The sequence below is a fragment of the Aeromonas sp. DNRA1 genome (genome assembly GCF_963888745.1).
GTDB lineage: Bacteria > Pseudomonadota > Gammaproteobacteria > Enterobacterales > Aeromonadaceae > Aeromonas > Aeromonas hydrophila.
The window spans coordinates 650,883-668,345 of record NZ_CAWPKQ010000002.1 but is presented as its reverse complement, the minus strand read 5'-3'; the positions used below and the strand labels follow the sequence as shown (position 1 = coordinate 668,345).

Annotated in this window: 15 protein-coding genes; 3 read left to right on the top strand and 12 right to left on the bottom strand. The window is 61.9% G+C overall.

What is annotated here, in order from left to right:
• The first annotated feature begins 10 nt into the window (after nucleotides 1-10).
• The gene (locus AACQ43_RS09045; RefSeq protein WP_168967034.1) at nucleotides 11-1,864 is read left to right on the top strand and encodes an extracellular solute-binding protein; all 1,854 of its coding nucleotides are present in this window, start codon (nucleotides 11-13) and stop codon (nucleotides 1,862-1,864) included.
• Nucleotides 1,865-1,978: 114 nt separating this feature from the next.
• Here AACQ43_RS09045 and AACQ43_RS09040 read toward each other — a convergent pair whose 3' ends face one another.
• Both AACQ43_RS09040 and AACQ43_RS09035 read right to left on the bottom strand, forming a co-directional pair.
• Complete coding sequence (locus AACQ43_RS09040; protein ID WP_005302792.1) at nucleotides 1,979-2,371, bottom strand: DUF2750 domain-containing protein; 393 nt, start codon at nucleotides 2,369-2,371, stop codon at nucleotides 1,979-1,981.
• Nucleotides 2,372-2,464: 93 nt separating this feature from the next.
• Complete coding sequence (locus AACQ43_RS09035; protein ID WP_168967033.1) at nucleotides 2,465-3,022, bottom strand: hypothetical protein; 558 nt, start codon at nucleotides 3,020-3,022, stop codon at nucleotides 2,465-2,467.
• A 250-nt stretch (nucleotides 3,023-3,272) separates the two neighbouring features.
• On the opposite strand from AACQ43_RS09035, the gene AACQ43_RS09030 reads away from it, so the two are divergent.
• A complete protein-coding gene (locus AACQ43_RS09030) occupies nucleotides 3,273-3,521 on the top strand; it encodes a TIGR02647 family protein (RefSeq protein WP_011706664.1) in 249 nt (82 codons plus the stop codon).
• Here AACQ43_RS09030 and AACQ43_RS09025 read toward each other — a convergent pair.
• The 7 genes from AACQ43_RS09025 to AACQ43_RS08995 all read right to left on the bottom strand — a co-directional run bounded on the left by AACQ43_RS09025 (nucleotide 3,508) and on the right by AACQ43_RS08995 (nucleotide 9,311).
• Nucleotides 3,508-3,813, bottom strand: coding sequence for a hypothetical protein (locus tag AACQ43_RS09025; protein WP_168967032.1), 306 nt, complete (start codon nucleotides 3,811-3,813; stop codon nucleotides 3,508-3,510). The genes AACQ43_RS09030 and AACQ43_RS09025 overlap by 14 nt on opposite strands.
• A 121-nt stretch (nucleotides 3,814-3,934) precedes the next feature.
• Nucleotides 3,935-4,144: a cold-shock protein gene (locus tag AACQ43_RS09020; RefSeq protein ID WP_005331438.1), complete on the bottom strand. Its 210-nt coding sequence runs from the start codon at nucleotides 4,142-4,144 to the stop codon at nucleotides 3,935-3,937.
• Between the two features lie 204 nt (nucleotides 4,145-4,348).
• Nucleotides 4,349-5,449: a dihydrolipoamide acetyltransferase family protein gene (locus AACQ43_RS09015; protein ID WP_146061372.1), complete on the bottom strand. Its 1,101-nt coding sequence runs from the start codon at nucleotides 5,447-5,449 to the stop codon at nucleotides 4,349-4,351.
• A complete protein-coding gene (locus tag AACQ43_RS09010) occupies nucleotides 5,446-6,432 on the bottom strand; it encodes an alpha-ketoacid dehydrogenase subunit beta (RefSeq protein WP_011706667.1) in 987 nt (328 codons plus the stop codon). Before AACQ43_RS09010 ends, AACQ43_RS09015 begins: the two co-directional genes overlap by 4 nt.
• Nucleotides 6,429-7,520, bottom strand: a complete 1,092-nt coding sequence (gene pdhA, locus AACQ43_RS09005; RefSeq protein WP_016351338.1) for a pyruvate dehydrogenase (acetyl-transferring) E1 component subunit alpha — start codon at nucleotides 7,518-7,520, stop codon at nucleotides 6,429-6,431. The genes AACQ43_RS09010 and pdhA overlap by 4 nt, the downstream gene beginning before the upstream one ends.
• Nucleotides 7,521-7,801: 281 nt before the next feature.
• Nucleotides 7,802-8,827: a succinylglutamate desuccinylase gene (gene astE, locus AACQ43_RS09000; protein ID WP_168967031.1), complete on the bottom strand. Its 1,026-nt coding sequence runs from the start codon at nucleotides 8,825-8,827 to the stop codon at nucleotides 7,802-7,804.
• 274 nt (nucleotides 8,828-9,101) lie between these two features.
• The gene (locus AACQ43_RS08995; protein WP_011706670.1) at nucleotides 9,102-9,311 is read right to left on the bottom strand and encodes a DUF1127 domain-containing protein; all 210 of its coding nucleotides are present in this window, start codon (nucleotides 9,309-9,311) and stop codon (nucleotides 9,102-9,104) included.
• A 520-nt stretch (nucleotides 9,312-9,831) separates the two neighbouring features.
• Here AACQ43_RS08995 and AACQ43_RS08990 point away from each other — a divergent pair.
• Complete coding sequence (locus AACQ43_RS08990; RefSeq protein WP_168967030.1) at nucleotides 9,832-10,725, top strand: DNA replication terminus site-binding protein; 894 nt, start codon at nucleotides 9,832-9,834, stop codon at nucleotides 10,723-10,725.
• Between the two features lie 150 nt (nucleotides 10,726-10,875).
• Here the strand turns inward: AACQ43_RS08990 and AACQ43_RS08985 are convergent, their stop codons facing one another.
• The 3 genes from AACQ43_RS08985 to AACQ43_RS08975 form a co-directional block, all read right to left on the bottom strand.
• Entirely contained in the window at nucleotides 10,876-14,718 is a 3,843-nt protein-coding gene (locus tag AACQ43_RS08985; protein ID WP_168967029.1) for a DEAD/DEAH box helicase, read from the bottom strand.
• A 215-nt stretch (nucleotides 14,719-14,933) separates the two neighbouring features.
• The gene (locus AACQ43_RS08980) at nucleotides 14,934-15,587 is read right to left on the bottom strand and encodes a YceH family protein (protein WP_168967028.1); all 654 of its coding nucleotides are present in this window, start codon (nucleotides 15,585-15,587) and stop codon (nucleotides 14,934-14,936) included.
• A gap of 151 nt (nucleotides 15,588-15,738) precedes the next feature.
• Nucleotides 15,739-17,454 carry a PglL family O-oligosaccharyltransferase gene (locus AACQ43_RS08975; RefSeq protein ID WP_168967027.1) on the bottom strand — a complete coding sequence of 572 codons (1,716 nt, stop codon included), beginning with the start codon at nucleotides 17,452-17,454 and terminating at the stop codon, nucleotides 15,739-15,741.
• Nucleotides 17,455-17,463 lie beyond the last annotated feature (9 nt).

The following is a 17,463-nucleotide window of genomic DNA, read 5'->3' as shown; positions in this document are numbered from 1 at the left end:
GAGCAAGGACATGCCATCGACCTTCACCGCCAACCCCCGCATCATCATCCCGCGCCTTCTGCGCACCAGCGCCATTGCCCTGACCATCTGTCTGAGCCACTACGGCTGGAGCGCCACCCTGCCAGCCGATCTGACGTGGGAGAGCAACAACGCGGATCCCGCTTTCGCGGATCCGGCCGCCAAGCGGGGCGGTACCTTTCGCGGTTTCATGACCAGTTTTCCGCTGACCCTGCGGGTATACGGCCCGGACTCCAACGGCGGCTTCGCCGGCTATATGCGGGAGACCAACCTGCCGCTCTTGAGCACCCATCCCGTCACCGGCAAGCCCATGCCGATGCTGGCCAACGAATGGTCCTTCGGGCCTGACCACAAGACCCTCTATCTGCGCATCAATCCCAAGGCGCGTTGGTCGGACGGCCAACCGGTCACCGCCGATGACTGGCTGTTCACCCTCAAGCTGCTGCGCAGCAAGGAGATCAACGATCCCTGGTACAACAACTACTACAGCACCCAGATAAGCGAGGTGACCAAGTTTGATGACCACACCCTGGCCATCTCCAGCGGCAGTGCCAAGAGTCGCCAGGATCTGCTGGAATCACTGCCCTTCAGCCCAGCCCCCAGCCACGCCATCAAGATCACCGCCGACTGGGTCAAGGCGTACAACTGGAAGCTGCTGCCGGTGACCGGCCCCTATCAGCTTGGCGAGGTGAAAAAGGGCAAGTCGGTCACCTTCGAGCGGGTCAAGGATTGGTGGGGCAATGACGAGCGCTACTTCCAGCACCGTTTCAATCCGGACAGGATCGAGCTCAAGGTGCTCAGGGATCAGAACATCGCCTGGCAGCACTTCCTGCGCGGCGAACTCGATACCTTCCCACTGGTGATGCCCAACTGGTGGCACGACAAGAGCAAAACGCCGGAGTTCGCCAAGGGCTATATCGAGCGACTCTGGTTCTACAACCAGACGCCCCAGCCCCCAACGGGGCTCTATCTCAACACCGCCGACCCGCTGCTGAGCAATCTCGATGTGCGGCTCGGCATCCAGCACGCCCTCAATCTCGACAAGATGCTCACCACCCTGCTGCGGGGGGATTACCAGCGCCTCAACAGCTACGGCTCCGGCCAGGGGGAGTTCACCAACACGGATCTCAAGGCCCGTCCGTTTGATCCTGGGCTGGCGCGCCACTACTTCGCCAAGGCAGGTTTCACCAAGCCCGGCCCCGACGGTACCCTGCAAAACAGCCAGGGCCAGCCGCTGACCCTGGCCATCACCTACACCACGGCGGAGCACGCCCAGCGCCTCACCCTGCTGCGCGAAGAGGCCAAGAAGGCGGGGCTCAACCTCGAGCTGAACCTGATGGATGCCTCGGCCGGCTTCAAGTCGATGCTGGAGAAAAAACACCAGAGCGCCTGGATGGCCTGGTCAGGCAGCCGTTATCCCGCCTATTGGGAGTTCTTCCACAAGATCAACGCCAACAAGCCGCAGACCAACAACATCATGAACATCAATGATGACGCCATCACGGCTCTAGTGGAGCAGTACGACAAGGAGTTCGACTTCGCCAAAAAAGCGGCGCTGTCGCGCCAGATCCAGCAGCGGCTCTATGAGTTGGCCAGCTTTGTGCCCGCCTACCAGGTGCCCTACACCCGGGAAGGGGCCCGGCGCTGGATAAAACTGCCCAAGCTGCCGGCGACGCCCAAGAGCGAGGTGCTCTACTGGCCGCTGGATGGCAGCAACAGCGGCTACAGCTATGGCGGCCTGTTCTGGATTGATGAAGAGGCCAAGACGCAGACCCAGGCCGCCATCAAGGCGGGCCAGGCCTTCCCAGCCGTCACCCGGGTTGATACCACCTATCAGCAGAAATAGGGGCCTGCGCAGCCTGCCTCTTTGCCAAGGTTGGCCTAGGCTACCAACAAAAAGACCCCGCACATTGGCGGGGTCTTTTTTGCAACCGGGGTTGCCAGCCGGAAGCAGAAGCGATTAACCGCGCTTGGCCTGCTTCTGGGCGATGGCGTCGGCCACGTCAGCCGGCTCCAGCACGATACCTTCCTGATCCGGGGTCGGGAACACGGCAACGCACAGTTCATCCTGCTCCATGCCATCGATCCAGCGCTCCAGCCACACCTTGAGGGTGATGGACTGCGGCTTGCAGTCAGCCCACTCCCCTTCGGCCCACGCCTTGGCGTATTCTGGGTGCGGCCATACCGGGATGCAGTCTTCATCGTCGGTGGTCAGCATCATGACGCCGTGCTCGTCGGTCAGAACGAACAGCTCTTCGTGCTCGACCAGCTTGCTGATGAAGTGATCAAAGCGGTAGTCCGCGTTCAGTTGCAGCGCTGCATTGCGCTCGGTGTCGCTCAGTTCATAGCTCATCGGTCAAGTCTCTTGTGCAATAAAGGGCGCCATGTTCACATCTTGCCGGCGCCTTGTCCAGTATGAGAGATCGGTCACCGATTTTTCGCGATCTCATCCCAGCTCGGGGGTCACCAGGGTGATCTCCGCCATCTCGCTGAAACGCTGGCGCAGCCAGTAGGCGGACTCCACCTCGACGAAGCAGAGCTGCTCTTGTCCAGCCAGGGCAGCGGCCATGATCTGCTCGAAACGGGCCTGTTGCTGCGCTTGCCAGGCGGCGGCCAGCTTGCCGCCGTGGGCCTCATCCACCACCTCGCGGCGCAACTCGAACAGATTATCGGTGATCGGGCTGTTGATCTTGGCCGGGCTGTGCCAGTACATCAGCAAATTGTCCATCATCTCGCTGTCGTAATTGGCCAGCGCATCCAACTCGGGTGTCGTCCCCTCTTCACCGGTAGCAAAATCACACCAGGCCACCGTCAGCGGAGCCAAGGTCTGGGCGGCTGCCCCCTTGCCATGCTGACGCAGGGCGGCGACATCCGCTCCCTTGCAGGCTGGCAGCCAGACATCGCCCTGATGCTGCTCGAGCAGGGGCAACAACAGGGAGGCGGGATAGACGGGGAAACGCGTCCCCAGTGTGTGCAGCAGTGATACCAGTGTGATCTTGACCATGGAATACGCCTTGAACCGGAGGCCGATACGCAGCGTTCGGCCAGAAAGACAAAGGAGGCTCCTATCCTATCATGTTTGGCATGGCAGGGGCGGACTCAACTACGCCTCCTGCAAGCACTGGCAGGACGACCAAAAAAGCAGCGTTTGAGCACGTATGGAAAGGAGAAAGCCCAATAGTTTGAGCCAGCGCCCACTAAAGTGGATCCGGGAATGCTAGTTTGCATACATCTTTAGCGTAAGGAGTGCATTCATGATCGGGATCGACCAGGTTTCTAACGAGTTTGTAAACGATTTGAAAATACTGGCATGTTTTGATCCGGCCAACATGAGCCTAGGGATCAAGTTGCGCAGCGACATGTCCGATGAACTCTGCCAGGCAGCGTCACGCCTGCATCAACAGGGGCTCATCAGCGCGGAAGATGGTGGCTATCTGACGCCATTCGGCATGACCATGGTAGAGCACCTGCAGCACCTGCTGGTCGCACTCAAACCGCTTTGATCGCTTTGGGAGCCCACAGCGAAAAGTTGAGCAGTTCCCAGCGTTTCCCCTGACGCAGCAGACAGGCAAACAACAAAGGACCTTCGGGTCCTTTTACTTTGCCATCGACCATCCACTCCCCCACCCGTTTTGGCAATGGTTGAGCCTTGATCTCGTCAGGCAAGGAGCCACCGCCCACACGCACCTCGACAAACTGCTGGCATACGGCTTTTGCCTCGACCTCGACAGTATCCTGCCCCTGTACATCGGCAGAGGTGATCAGCGTGGCGGCAAACAGAAGAGATGGCAGCATAGTGGAGGCAACGAGAGAGTAGGAAGTGGCACCGTTCACTCTCTGTAGATGGGAGTGAAACGTCCATAAACAAAAAGCCGTGGAACCAGAGGCACCACGGCTTTCTTAAATTCTGTAAGAATTACAGAGCAGTTACGTTCTCAGCCTGCGGGCCTTTCTGACCTTGGGTCACAGAGAACTGTACGCGCTGACCTTCAGCCAGGGTACGGAAACCGTTACCGCTGATAGCGCTGAAGTGAACGAAAACGTCCGGGCCGTTTTCTTGCTGGATGAAGCCAAAACCTTTGGTTTCGTTGAAAAACTTAACGGTACCGGTGATCATGTTAGACATATCTTTAAACCTGTATTCAAAATAATTACTTATGCTTTTCAGCGGATAAAGCTCAAAAAACGGGATTAACTTATGAACAACAGGAAAAGATGTAAAACATCATATTCATTGACATAACTATCGCCCTTTCAAGCTGGTTTAGATTATACGTGGCTTTGGGGATTACGCAAACAATTTGTGCCCTGCCACGGCAGGGCACACCTGTCACAATGCGGGGGCTTCCAGCGCCTGTACCAGAGCCTTGAGGAAGCGTGCCGCTTCACCGCCGGTGCAGGCTCTGTGGTCAAACGTCATCGACAACGGCAGTGCTCTGACCGGGCGTGCCTCCCCATGAATGAACACGACTTTCTCGAACAATTTGCCCGCCCCTATGATGGCCACCTGAGGCGGCGTCACGATCGGGCTGGCATAACGCCCCGCGATGGCGCCGAAGTTGGTGAGAGTGATGGTCGCCCCCTGCAACATCTCGCGCGGCACGGCGCGCGCCTTCACGTCGGCAATCATGCGATCCAGCCCTTGGCGCAGATCGGCCCCTTCCCGCTCGGCCACGTTTTCCATGACCGGCACGTAGAGCCCATGCTTGGAATCCACCGCAATGGCCACGTTGACCTCTCTGAACAGCCGCCTTGACAAGGTGTCGCCGTCAAACCAGGCGTTCATGGAGGGTTCCGCCCGACAAGCCACGCCGATGGCCTTGATGAGGCGCACTGTGACGTCCTCATCAGGGCGCCAGTGACGCAAGTCCACCTCATCGGTGATGCTGACCGGCACTACCGTTTTATGGGACAGCTCCATCGCCTTGGCCATGGCCCGGCGCGAGCCCTTGAGGAACTCGTTGCCACTGCTCTGCTGGGCCTCGAATGCCTGCTGCACGTCCTGCTCGGTCACCATGCCGGCACTGCCGCTCCCCTTGAGCCGCTCGATATCCAGCCCCAGTTTCTGGGCCAGCAGGCGCACGGCCGGCATGGCCTGCACCAGAGCACCGCCGGGAGCAATGACTCCCACCACGAAGTGATCCTCGATGTGCTGCTGATGGGCATTGACCTTGCCGACGACGGTGCCGTCATCCTCGCCGCCTTCAAACTCCACCAGCGGTGCGCCGATGTGCAGAATGTCCCCCTCCTGCCCGCACAGCCTGGCGATGACCCCCGCCACTGGCGAAGGTACATCCACCAGCGCCTTGGCCGTCTCTACTGACAACAACACCTGGTCGACGCTCACGGTATCGCCGGCGCTGACCTTCCATTCGACGATCTCGGCTTCGGCCAAGCCTTCACCCAGATCCGGTAATTTGAAAAATTTCATAGCCACTGGTTCTCCATCAGCTGATGAGCCGCATCGGCAATGTCCTGCTCGGTGATGAGGTAATACTCTTCGTTGCGGTAATAGGGGACGGCGGCGTCCACCCCGGTGAGCCGTCTGGGCGGAGCCTTGAGGGAAGTCAACGCCTCCTCGGTGACCCGCGCCACGATCTCGGCGCCGACCCCGAAACTGCCGCACGCTTCGTGCACCACCAGCAGGCGACCGGTCTTGCGAACCGACGCCAGGATGCTCTCCATGTCCAGCGGCTTGATGGTGGCGAGATCCAGCACTTCGCATTGAATGTCCTGCTCCGCCAACAGGTTCGCGGCCCGCATCACCTCCTGGATGCAGGCTCCCCAGGCGACGACCGTGATGTCGCGGCCGGGACGCAGGGTAAAGCAGACATCCAGCGGCAACCCGATGCCGTCATCCACCACGTCGGATTTCATCGAGCGATAGATGCGGTCGGGCTCGAAGAACATCACGGGATCCGGGTCGCGAATGGCCGACAACAGCAGGCCATATGCCCGTTTCGGACTGGAGGGGATCACCACCCGCAACCCGGGAATGTGGGCGAACAGGGCTTCCACGCTCTCACTGTGGTGTTCGGGAGAGTGAATGCCGGCGCCGTAGGGGGAACGGTAGACGATGGGACAGGTGATGCGGCCCCGGGTGCGATTGCGCATCCGCGCCGCCTGGCAGATGATCTGCTCCATACCCGGGAAGATGAAGCCCTGAAACTGGAATTCAGCCACGGGCTTGAGCCCCTGGGTGGCCATCCCGACCGCCACCCCGGCGATCAGCCCCTCGGCCAGCGGGGTATCGATCACCCGCTTGAAGCCGAACTTGTCGCGCAGGCCCACGGTGGCGCGAAACACCCCGCCGTTGACCCCCACATCCTCGCCGAGCACCACCACGTCCGGGTCCCGCTCCATCTCGTGATGCAACGCCAGATTGACGGCCTCGAGCAACGTCATATCACTCATGCTTCCTCCCCGCTGTGCTGCTGCATGCCCTTGGCGATGATGCGCTGGCGCTGCGTGCGGTAATCCTTCGGCAACTCGGCAAACTGGTAGTCGAGCAGAGTTTCCGGCGCCTGCGCCGCCGTGTTTTCATACACGGCCACGGCGCGCTCGACCTCGCGGGCCGCCTCGGCCAGCAATGCCTGCTCCTGCTGCTCGTCCCACCAGCCCTGCTCAAACATGAACTGGCGCAGCCGCTTGACCGGCTCCTTGGCCCAGGCGGCTTCCACCTCGGCCGCTTCCCGATAACGGGTCGCATCATCGGCCGTGGTGTGATCCCCCAGCCGATAGCTGACCGCCTCGATCAGGGTCGGCCCCTTGCCGCTGCGGGCGCGCTCGACGGCGCTGCGGGTGGCCTCATAGACGGCGACCACGTCGTTGCCATCCACCTGAATGCTGCGCACGCCGGCCCCTATCCCTTTCTGGGCCAGGGTGGGCGCGCTCGACTGCAGCTTGCGCGGTACCGAAATGGCCCACTGGTTGTTGTTGATGATCATCACCATGGGCAGGTGCCAGACGCCTGCACAGTTGAGCCCCTCCAGAAAGTCACCCTTGGAGGTGCCGCCATCGCCGATGGTCACCACGGCGACCCTGGCTTGATTGCGCAGTTTGAAGGCCGCGGCAATGCCGGCGGCATGGGTGATCTGGGTGGCGATGGGTACGCAGATGGGCAGGTCCTCGGAGAGTTCGCCATCCGCCTTGTAAAAGACGCTGCCACGCTCGTCCCCGCCCCAGTACTGCAGGTTTTTCTCCATGGGCACGCCCCGTACATAGAGGGTGGGCATATCCCGGTAGTAGGGCACGTAGACATCCTGCGGCTGCATGGCGAGCCCGACCCCAATCCCGACCGCCTCGGCGCCCAGGTGGGAGGGAAACGTACCAAGCTTGCCGGTTCGCTGCAGCGCGATCGCTTTCTTGTCATAGCTGCGCACCATCACCATGTTGCGGTAGAAGGTGTGCAGTATCGCCTTGTCCAGCCAGGTCGGTAGTGTAGCGACCGGGCGCCCTTCCTCATCGAGGTAACGAAGGAAAGGGATGTCGACATGGGTCATAACTGGCTCCTTGCCGTTGTCAACGTCACCACCATGAGGTGACCCTTTGAATGTAAATAGATTGTTAATCAAAGGGCAATGGGATTTAGCCAGGTAAGACCAGTAGAAACTTCTTTAATTTCAGAAATAAGCTGGATTTTTCGGCTAAGAGGAAATGAAACAGGGAGCCGCATCGGGCTCCCTGTCAGGCCGGGGGCGGGATCGCTCAAGGCTCCCGAAAAGGGCTGCACGCCCGGCAATGCCGGTGGCAGCCTGCCATTGCCATCAGAGGTGGCGCCGGGTTACTCCCACAGCCGGGTCGGCACCACCAGCAACACGGTACGCTGGCCGATGGCCACGTTGGCGTTGGGGAACACCACCGCCTCCCGCGGTTTCTCTACCGTGTAGCGCAGCTCGCCATCCTCGGCCAGCACGAAACCCTGGGGAAATTCGGTGAAATTGTCCACATCGCTGGCAAACAGGAAACGAAACTGCTCCGAGCGCTTGTTGATCACCCGGTCGATGGCAAAGATGGTGAAGTCATCCGCCCGCCAGGGCTCCAGCACCACCTCGTCCCGGGTCACCAGATCCTGCAGCGCCTGCCGGGTTTCGATGAAACGGGTCATGTCGTTCTCGCCAAACGGGCGCACCTTGCCCAGCTCCACCGTGAAGGCGTGAGCTCCGTGGCGTTGGGAGCTGTAATAGCTGAAGGTGGTGGTGGGGCCGCTGGAGAGCAGAATGGTGCGCACGCCGCAGGCGCCGAGAAACTGCACCTGCTCCTTGCAATGAGGCCGCTCGTGGGGGAAGGGATAGACGGCAAACTTCTCGTGGCGCGAGCCGCGAATGGCGGTGTGCAGGTCGTAGTGGTAGCGCGGTCTGGCCGGGTCGGCAAAGAAGCGGCTCACATACTGCTCGAGGCGCATGGCACGGATCCGCTCCTGGTTGCACAGCCCCTCCCCCTTGCTGTGAGCGCCGGAGAAGAGCCGGTTCATGTTCTCCTCCACTTCGCGCACGCCCAGGTTCATGGCCGCCGGGTTGCCGAACAGGAACAGCACCCGGTGACGGGCCCTGAGCTCGCCACTGAGCAGACGGCTCAGCAGCTGGTTGCAGATCTCGATGGGGGCCGTCTCGTTGCCGTGGATGCCGCAGGAGAGCACGATATCCTTGCGCCCGCCCGGCAGGTCGCCGGCACCGCTGGCAGGCTCCAGGCAGAGCACCCCCGTATCCCACACACTCGCGCAAGCACCATCCGGCAGATCAAACGAGAACGGCTCAAGCTGCCACTCGTGGCGGCGAGTCAGGGCCAAAAAGTCATGCTGGGGAATCATCCATCTCACCCTTATTGTCAGGAACGCTTGGCCGGATTATACGCAAGGCCCTCGGGCTTAAAATCAATTTTTAAACAAATTCAAACAGTAATGTTACAAGTGTGGGAGGGAGAACATCACGGGGGAACAAAAGGGGGCGACGACAGGGCGTGAGAGAGGGAAACGGGTACAACGAAGAGAACGGGCCCAGGCAAACGGGGCTGTAGTCACGCCATGGCGGCGCTGGCTGGCAACAGTGAGTCAGCAGTAAAACGAGGCATCCTTGCCAGGCAGATCAACCACGCCAGAATGGCTTGGTGGTCTCTTGATAACGATCGGCTTCGTTCAGACCGATGTCCTTGAGCAGGTACTCGGGCAGCTCGGAGAGCTGGCGACGGCTGCGGCTGCGTTCCAGCCAGGTCAGTACGGTCATTTTGACGCGAGCAGCCAGATTCAGTTGGCTGGAATGCTGGTAACCGGCTTCGGTATAAGTCATGTTGGCCATGATGTGGCTCCTCTTTACGATGTCTGCGCGGGGTGCGAATTTGTTGCGCAAAGCTTAGTCAGGGGGGGTAGCCGACTCAATTGACGAATTTTGATAGCAGACATTATTAAAACTAATGGTTGATATCGTCATGGGTATGAAACTAACGCATTGATTAATAACAACTTAATCATTTTTCCTTCTGTGCAGGATAGCCTGCAGCATATTCTCCTGCATGGATCCCTTCTAACTATGCAGTTTCCTCTACTGGCTATGCATTCACTGTGGGCACAAGCAAGACGGGCAACCTGACTTTTACATTCAGTTGTTAACCAAGAGATCTTTTATTGATCCTTTATTAACAGTCAGATACAAAGTCGTCACCTTCGAATGGCTCCTATCTTTTGTCCCTCTCCAACCCCAGGAACGCAGGCACTTGGCACCCATACCGCAGGCTGATATGGTTATTTATACAGTACTTTCACTGCCCTACGATCAACCCGTTCACCAGGGCTGACAGAGGCAAACACAGGACATGCCGATGGAGACATTTACCCCCACAGCCGCCTTGCGCCAGCAGATGGAGCGGCTTGAACAGGCGCTGGACAGCCTGGCCGCGCAACTGGAACAGCTTGAGTTGCTGGAGGCCCACGTCTATCCCCTGCCCGCCGTACCGCAAGGGCAGGAGCATGAGCCCATCGAGCAGATCGAGGTGGGCTATCTGGGCGAGGAGGCCGCACTGGCCGCGACCCTCAGCGCCTATCGGGATCACAGCGCCCGCCCCGGTTGCTCCACCAAGGCGACCCACCGCCTGCCGGGTTGGCTGCGCTTCCCTGCCGCCTGTGCCCCCCTGCTGCGGCCGCTGATCGACGAGGTCAACGGGTGCAAGCTCGCCTTCAAGGCACTGGTGCAGCAGGCCGGCGGGCGGGATGAGAAGTTCGAGCTGGTGCACAGGGCGCTGCCCGGGGTCATCACCCTGCAGGTCTATCGCAAGCTGACTTGGCTTCAGGGAGAGCTGCACTCGCTCGGCTTCACCTGGGCTGACAAGCAGAGCATCAGCCGGCTCAGCCGGGAACAGGTACTGGAGATGCTGGAGCGCAGCCGCCGCTATATCCCGGCGCTATCGAACAACGAGGAGTGGAGCAAGATGGTGGATCAGGAGGTGTACGACATCCGCCGCCTGCCTGTGGACGCAGAGCTCAGGATCCGCCGGCCGGTCAAGACCCACCCGATGATCAACCTGCTCTGGCAGGACCGGGAGCCTCGCAAGCAGCAGCTCAAGGCGAGCCTGCCCCTGCTGCTCTGCTCGGACACCCAGCCCGCCGTCACCCACCTTGGCCACTACCCGCCCAAGCTGCGCCAGGCCCGGCGGGATCGCAAGATTGGCGGCGAGCCCATCATAGAGCGGCTGCATCTCTACCTCTATCAGGGATAACCGGCCCGAGCGGCTGTGTAGCCTCGCCCAGGCGTCACGTGCGCCACACGGCACGAGCCAAACAACACGTACCAAACAACATGTACCAAACAACAAGGGGAGCATCATTGGATGCTCCCCTTGTCTGTTGCCCGAGCCAGCTGATCGCGGTCAGCTCATCAGCAGGGCCCGCAGGCTCTCCACATCCAGCCCACGCACTTCCGACTGGCCGCTCAGCAGGCCGTCGGCCAGCGCCCGCTTCTCATCGTGCAGAGCGACGATCTTCTCCTCCACCGTCTGCTCGCACACCAGCCGATAAACGGTCACCGGCTGGGTCTGCCCCATGCGGTGGGCCCGATCGCTCGCCTGATCTTCCACCGCCGGGTTCCACCAAGGGTCCAGGTGCAAGACGGTATCGGCCTGGGTCAGGTTGAGGCCAGTGCCCCCCGCCTTGAGACTGATCAGAAACAGCGGCACCGCCTCGTGGCGAAAACGCAGGATGGACTCCTGCCGCGCCTTGGCGGAACAGCCCCCGTCCAGATAGCAGTAGTCCCACTGCTGCTGCTCGATGCGGGCCCGCAACAGGCTCAGCAGATCGACGAACTGACTAAACACCAGCACCCGATGACCATTGCCGATGGCCTCCTCCAGCAGCGCCATCGCCTCGTCCAGCTTGCTGCTGGCCTGGGACCACTCGGGCATCACCAGCTGGGGCGAGCAACAGAGCCGGCGCAGCCGGGTCAGCCCGCTCAGCACGTGCATCAAGGCGCGGCCATCGGCACTCTGCACCTGCTGCACCACTTCGCGCCGGGTCGCCTCGTAGAGCTGACGCTCCTCGGGAGAGAGGCTGATGTGGTGAATGATCTCGGTCTTGTCCGGCAGCTCGGTCAGCACCTGCTGCTTGAGCCGGCGCAGGATGAAGGGGCTGATCACCGCCCGCAGCAGCGCCATATGCTGGGGATCTTTCACCGCCTTGCCGAAGCGGCGCTTGAACTCGCCCAGGCTGCCGAGCAGGCCGGGGTTGATGAAGGTGAACAGGCTCCACAGCTCCCCCAGGTGGTTCTCGATGGGCGTGCCGGAGAGGGCGAGCCTAAAATCGCCGTCCAGCTGGAACAGCAGCTTGGCCCGCTGGGTACCGGCATTTTTGATCTGCTGCGCCTCATCCAGCACCATGGAAGACCAGCGACGTGCTTTGAGCGCCTCCGCCAGACTGCCGAGCATGCCGTAGTTGAGCAGGATGATCTGGCCCGCCTTGGCTTCGCGGATCATCCCTTCCCGCTCGGACGGGTTGTCAAACACCACCACCTCCAGCTCGGGAGCAAAGCGCGCGACCTCCTCCTGCCAGTTGGTGACCACTGACTTGGGTACCACCACCAGCGCAGGGCCCAGATGTTGGCGCATGCGCAGCACGATGAGCGCCTGCAGCGTCTTGCCAAGGCCCATGTCGTCGGCCAGACAGGCGCCAAAGCCGTGATGGGCCAGGGTCGCCAGCCAGCGTACCCCCTCCTTCTGATAATCCCGCAGCGGCCCCATCAACTCGGCCGGGCATTCCACCTCCTGCTGCCACTCCTGTTGCAGGGAGTGCCAGGCGGCATCCCCCTCGGTGGTGATGACAGAGAGCAGGCGGGTCAGCGGGTAGGCCAGCTTGTGATTGATGCGCTGCTCTTCGTCGAGCATGGCGCCCAGCATGGTGAGGCGCTCCACCAGCTTGTCGCTCAACATCAGGCTGGTCTTCTCGTCCAGCTGAACGGTGCGTTGGCCCGGGGTCAGCTGGCGCAGGATGAGGCGCAGGTCGAGGATCTGGTGCTCATCAAGCGAGAGCGCCCCCTCCACCTGGAACCAATCCTGGCGCCGCTCGATCCGCAGGCTCAGGGCGGCTTCATCGAGGCTCTTCAAACGCGCGCTGTCTTGATGCCAGTGAATGACCACGCCGGCATCCACCAGCTCCGGCAGGGCGTTGACCAGCGCCAGTGCCTGCTCTCCCTCGAGGCGCCACTCGCTGCCCGGCAACTCGATGGGCAACTGGTTGCGCAGCCGCTGGGCCTCGCCCTTCTCGGCCGCCAAATCCCGCTGCCAGTAGTGATAATCCTTGATCCCCTGGCGCACGATGGCTTCGCCCTTGCCAAGGGGCTGAGGTGGCAAATCGTCGAACCGGGTCACCAACCGTACTGCCAGCTGGCCATCCTGCCAGTCGAGCTGAACCGAGGCCACACCGGGCCAGGGAGCCAGCTCGGCATTGCCGTGCAGGCCCGCCACCTGGCTGTGCCAGGGCAGCCCCGCAATGGCGTCAAGGGTATGCTGCAGTTCCGCCAGCCCCTCGGCCGGCAGCAGCGGAATGGCTTCCAGCGCGGGCAGCCGGTCGAGCAGCGGCTGCGGGGTGAGGATGAGTTGCCACAGATCCTGAGCCAACGGCAGTATGTGGGCCCCTCGCGCCGCGGCTGCCGGGCTCAGCACGGCGCTCATGCCCTGCTCGGTGGCCACTATCTGCAGCAAGGGTGCCGTGATGGCCAGCTGCAGCTTCTGCCCTCTGGCATTGAACAGGCGGGAATGGTTGGCAAGCGGTGCCCACACCTCGCGCGGCAATCGCCCAAGCGTGCGCGGCAGCGTGCGGACCAGCGCCCAGTCCTCCTCGTCGAGCAGGTTGGCGTACTGGGTGGAGAGCAGGGTGGGATCGACCCGGCGACCGGCTGTCCACTCCCCCTTGGTGCTCTGTTTCTGGATCTTGCACTCGAGCTCGGGCCCTTCCGCATGCAGCAGCCAGACTAGCCGCTCCTGCGGCTTGCGCACGCCGCTGGCGCGACCCAGCCCCTGCAGCCAGTTGAGCCAGCTGGCGGAGGCCGGCGTCTTGTCCTCCCCGTCCTGCTCGTCGGCCTCCTGCTCGCCGCTGGCGGCGCGCAGTTGCTGCAGCGGCTGCTGCTGCGCCCCCTGCCCCAGCAACAGCCGCAGCAGATCCTGACAGAAGGCCATCAACCGGTGGCGAGGGGCAGCATCCAGTACGTGGGAGAGATCCCATTTGTGCAGGATAGCCACCTGGGGACTCTGCTCCCCATGCCGGGCAAGGGCGCAGAGATCGAGCCAAAGGTAGCCCCAGTGCAGCTCTTCCGGCGGCAATTGCAGGGTATCGAACAGCCCGACCGCCTGACCGTGGCGATCACCCGCCCACTGCCCCAGCAGATCCGCCAGCAGCGGAAACTGGTTGGCCAGGCTGCGCTGCCACTTCTTGCGCTGCTCGCTGGCGAGCACGGGATCGGCCTGCTGCAACCAGCCAAGCCACAGCAAGGCACTAAATGTCAGTGGCCACTTACCCTGCCCATCCTCTTGCCCTTCCTGGGCCTGCCAAGCCCCAAGCGCAGCCAGCAGGCGTTCGGCCAGGGGCTGCTCTCCCCCCTGCTCCGCCAGCTGTTGCAGGGCAGGCCAGTGAGTGTTTGCTTTCCCGCTCAGCTCGCCACAGAGCCACTGCCACTCGGCAGCAAAGCCGTCGCTCAGCTTGGCCAGCTCGGCGGCACACTCTCCGGCCGCCTGGGCCAGCGGCCACTGCTCATGGGGCTCGGCATCCAATAGCGTTTGCAGGGCGAAGTGCTGCAGCATCAGCCGCTGCCACTGGGGGCTCGAGCCTGCCAGCAACCGGTGGGCATCGGGCAGATCGAGCAGGCTCAGCAGATCGGCCGCCAGATAGTAAGCAGGCACTTGCCCGGCCTTCCCCAGACAGAGCTCGCGCACCAGCGCCTGCGCCATCTCCTGGCCGGTGACCGACGGCACCCGCGCCCAGTTGGGCATGGGACAATCGCCGCGGCGCACCGCCAGGATCAACGCCAGGGTTCCCTCTGCCGTCAGACTCCACTGTTGTTCCCCACGCAGCCGCACCAGCCCCAGCAGTTGCAACTGACTCAACTTGTCGAGCAGGGCCTGCCCAAGTGGCAGTTGTTCTTGCAAATAGCGGGTACTGGCGGTGCGCTGCAACTGCAGCTCAACGAGCAGGGCATAACAATCTGAAGAGAGAGTGGACGCAGACATCGAGACTCACGGGCAGGTGCAAAAGCGGAATTTTAACGGGAAAGCGACGGCGGCTCGACCCTTAACGACGAAATAACGCAAAAAAGCTGCGGCATCCCCGTCAGGGGCGGGCTTGGGGCAAGGTGAGGCCATGGGGTTCATCGGTGGTGAGATGACAGAAAAAGCACACAAAAAAAGGCGCCTCGGCGCCTCTTGATGGACATATTGCCAGCACATCAGCCTTCCAGCTGCGCCAGACGCTCGGCCAGCAACTGCAGCTGCGCCTTGAGGCTCTCGACCTCCTCCTCCAGCGCCGTCAGTCGTTCCGCCGCGGGCGAGGCATAACTGCTGGCGGGGGCCGCCTCGGCCAGCGCCTGCAGATCCACTTCGCCACTGAACAGGTGGGCGTAACGGGACTCCCGCTTGCCCGGCTCGCGCGGCAGCTTGACCACGTAGGGTCCCTGCTCGGCCAGCTTGGCCAATACGGCATCGACCTGGGTCACGTCGTCGAAGCTGCACAGGCGGTTGGTACGTGAGCGCAGCTCTCCCGGCGTCTGCGGGCCGCGCAGCAAGAGTTCGCAGATAATGCCGAGCTCCTGGGCGGTGAACTTCAGCTCGCCGAACTCGGTGTTGCAGAAGCGGTGTTGGTAACGGGGAACCCGGGCATTGAAGCCGGCGGTATTGACCACCAGCCGCTTGCGGATCAGCTCATCCACCACAGCCCGGATGTCGAGCTCGGACAGCTCCAGCACCGGCTCGCGGTTGCTCTTCTGGTTGCAGGCATTGACCAGCGCATTGAGAGAGAGGGGGTATTGATCCGGGGTGCAGATCTCTTTTTCGATCAGACAGCCGATCACGCGGGCCTCCAACGGGCCAAGCACTAACTCCATTTCATACTCCCTACTGAACAAGACGTTGAGGCCACTATCTTAGCCATGGCGCCTCAGCCGTCCAGCAGAGGCCGCCATTTTTGCGAGGCGATGGGGCAGTTGATGAAACATCGCGCAGCCTGCCGGCCCCACATGGCCTCGACAGCCGCTATCAGGCCGAGGGTTTGCGTTCCAGCGCCGTGGCTACGGATGTGACGGCCGAGCCGGTCAGCAAGGGATCTCCCGGGTAGAGCGCCAGTGCCTCGCGGCGCAGTGCCCGGGCCTCCTCTTTTCGTCCCAGCGCATCCAGCGCGATCACCATGTTGGCGTAGATGTTGGCTCTCGGCGTGTGTCGCACAAACGCCTGACCCCACTCGAGATACGCCTCCAGCTCTGCGTGATTGCTGGCCTGCAAGCCGACCATCAACCGCACCGAGTTGACGTCAAACTCGACCCGGGTCAACCAGGCCATGGGATTGATGACGTCGAGCAGCAAGGTCGGCTCCTTGTAGCCGCCGCGCTCGTACTTGGTCACCACCCAGGCGGTATGAATGGCGGTCAGCATGAAGGGCACCACCAGCAGGGGAATGATGATGGCCACGAAGCGCAGCAACAACCAGGGACGATAGACATACTCGCGCCAGCTGGCATGGCCCGAAGTCTGCAGTCCCCCCTCCACTTCCGCATCCAGCACATACACCAGTAGCAGCAGGGCCCACCACAGGGCGATGGCGTGATAAAGCGGATACTCGGTCTGGGTGTGCAGCAGGATGGGGGTCACCAGCGCCAGCAGCGCCGCCCCCTTGACCCAACCGGCCTTGCTCACGCGCCACAACAGAGCGCCGCCCATCAGCACCATGCCGATCATGGGGGCCAGTCCCCCTTCTACCGCCCAGTAGAGGAACTCGTTGTGGGGGTGATCGAGGTTGTATTCAATCTGTACCATGGCCGGGTTCAGCGCCTTGTCGGCCATGTAGTGGTGCAAAAAGGTGGTTTCAAAGCTGCCATAACCCCAGCCAACCCAGGGAGACTGGGCAATCAGCTTGGCGGCATAGGGCCAGTAGATGGAACGCATGCCGCCGGACTGATAGGCCTCCAGCCCACGTTTGACACCGCTGATCCCGTACTGGGAGGCGATCCCCAGCCCGACACCGAGTGCAACCACTCCCAGTACCTGTGCCAGCCGCCCCTGACGATGCAATGCGGGCACGAGCAGGATCAACGTCAGCAGGCCCCCCAACTGCCCCACCCGGGATTGCAGCGCCACCAGCAGCAGGCTGGCCGCCAGGATCACCCCATAGCGCAGCCCCTTCAGCCAGGGGTTGGCATTACCGCGCAGCTCCAGCCAGCCGGCCAGGGCAAGCCCGCTCGCCATGAAGGTCGCCATCACATTGGGTTGTTGAAAGATACCGTAGGGGCGATTGGCGTGGGTGTCGTACCCCAGCCAGTTACCCGGGATCAGCAGGTAGTACTGCACCAGCCCCAGCAGCGCCTCGATGGCCACCGCCCCCAGCAGCAGATAGAGCAGCCGATCACGAGATGCCCGCACCAGCTGCCACTGGTAGAGACAGAACAGAAACAGCAGACCGGCAAACAGCCCCAGCAAACGGGGAATCGCATAGTCTTTCAGGTCAAAGCCGGGATAGGTCATGGGCAGCAGCAGCAGCAGCGCCCCCAACCAGAGCCAGCCCTGTAAAGCGGAGAACACCAGCCGCTGCTGCAGCGTCACTTGCCACAGCCCCAGACCGATGACCAGGCTGGCGAAAATCCAGCCCCAGACATTGAACGGCAGATAGAGCCCGGCCCCACCGGGGTTGTGCATGAAAAAATGCATGCCCAGCAGCCAGTACAGAGCGCAGACGGCAGCAAAGAGACCCTTATTGCTCATCTTCCTTGA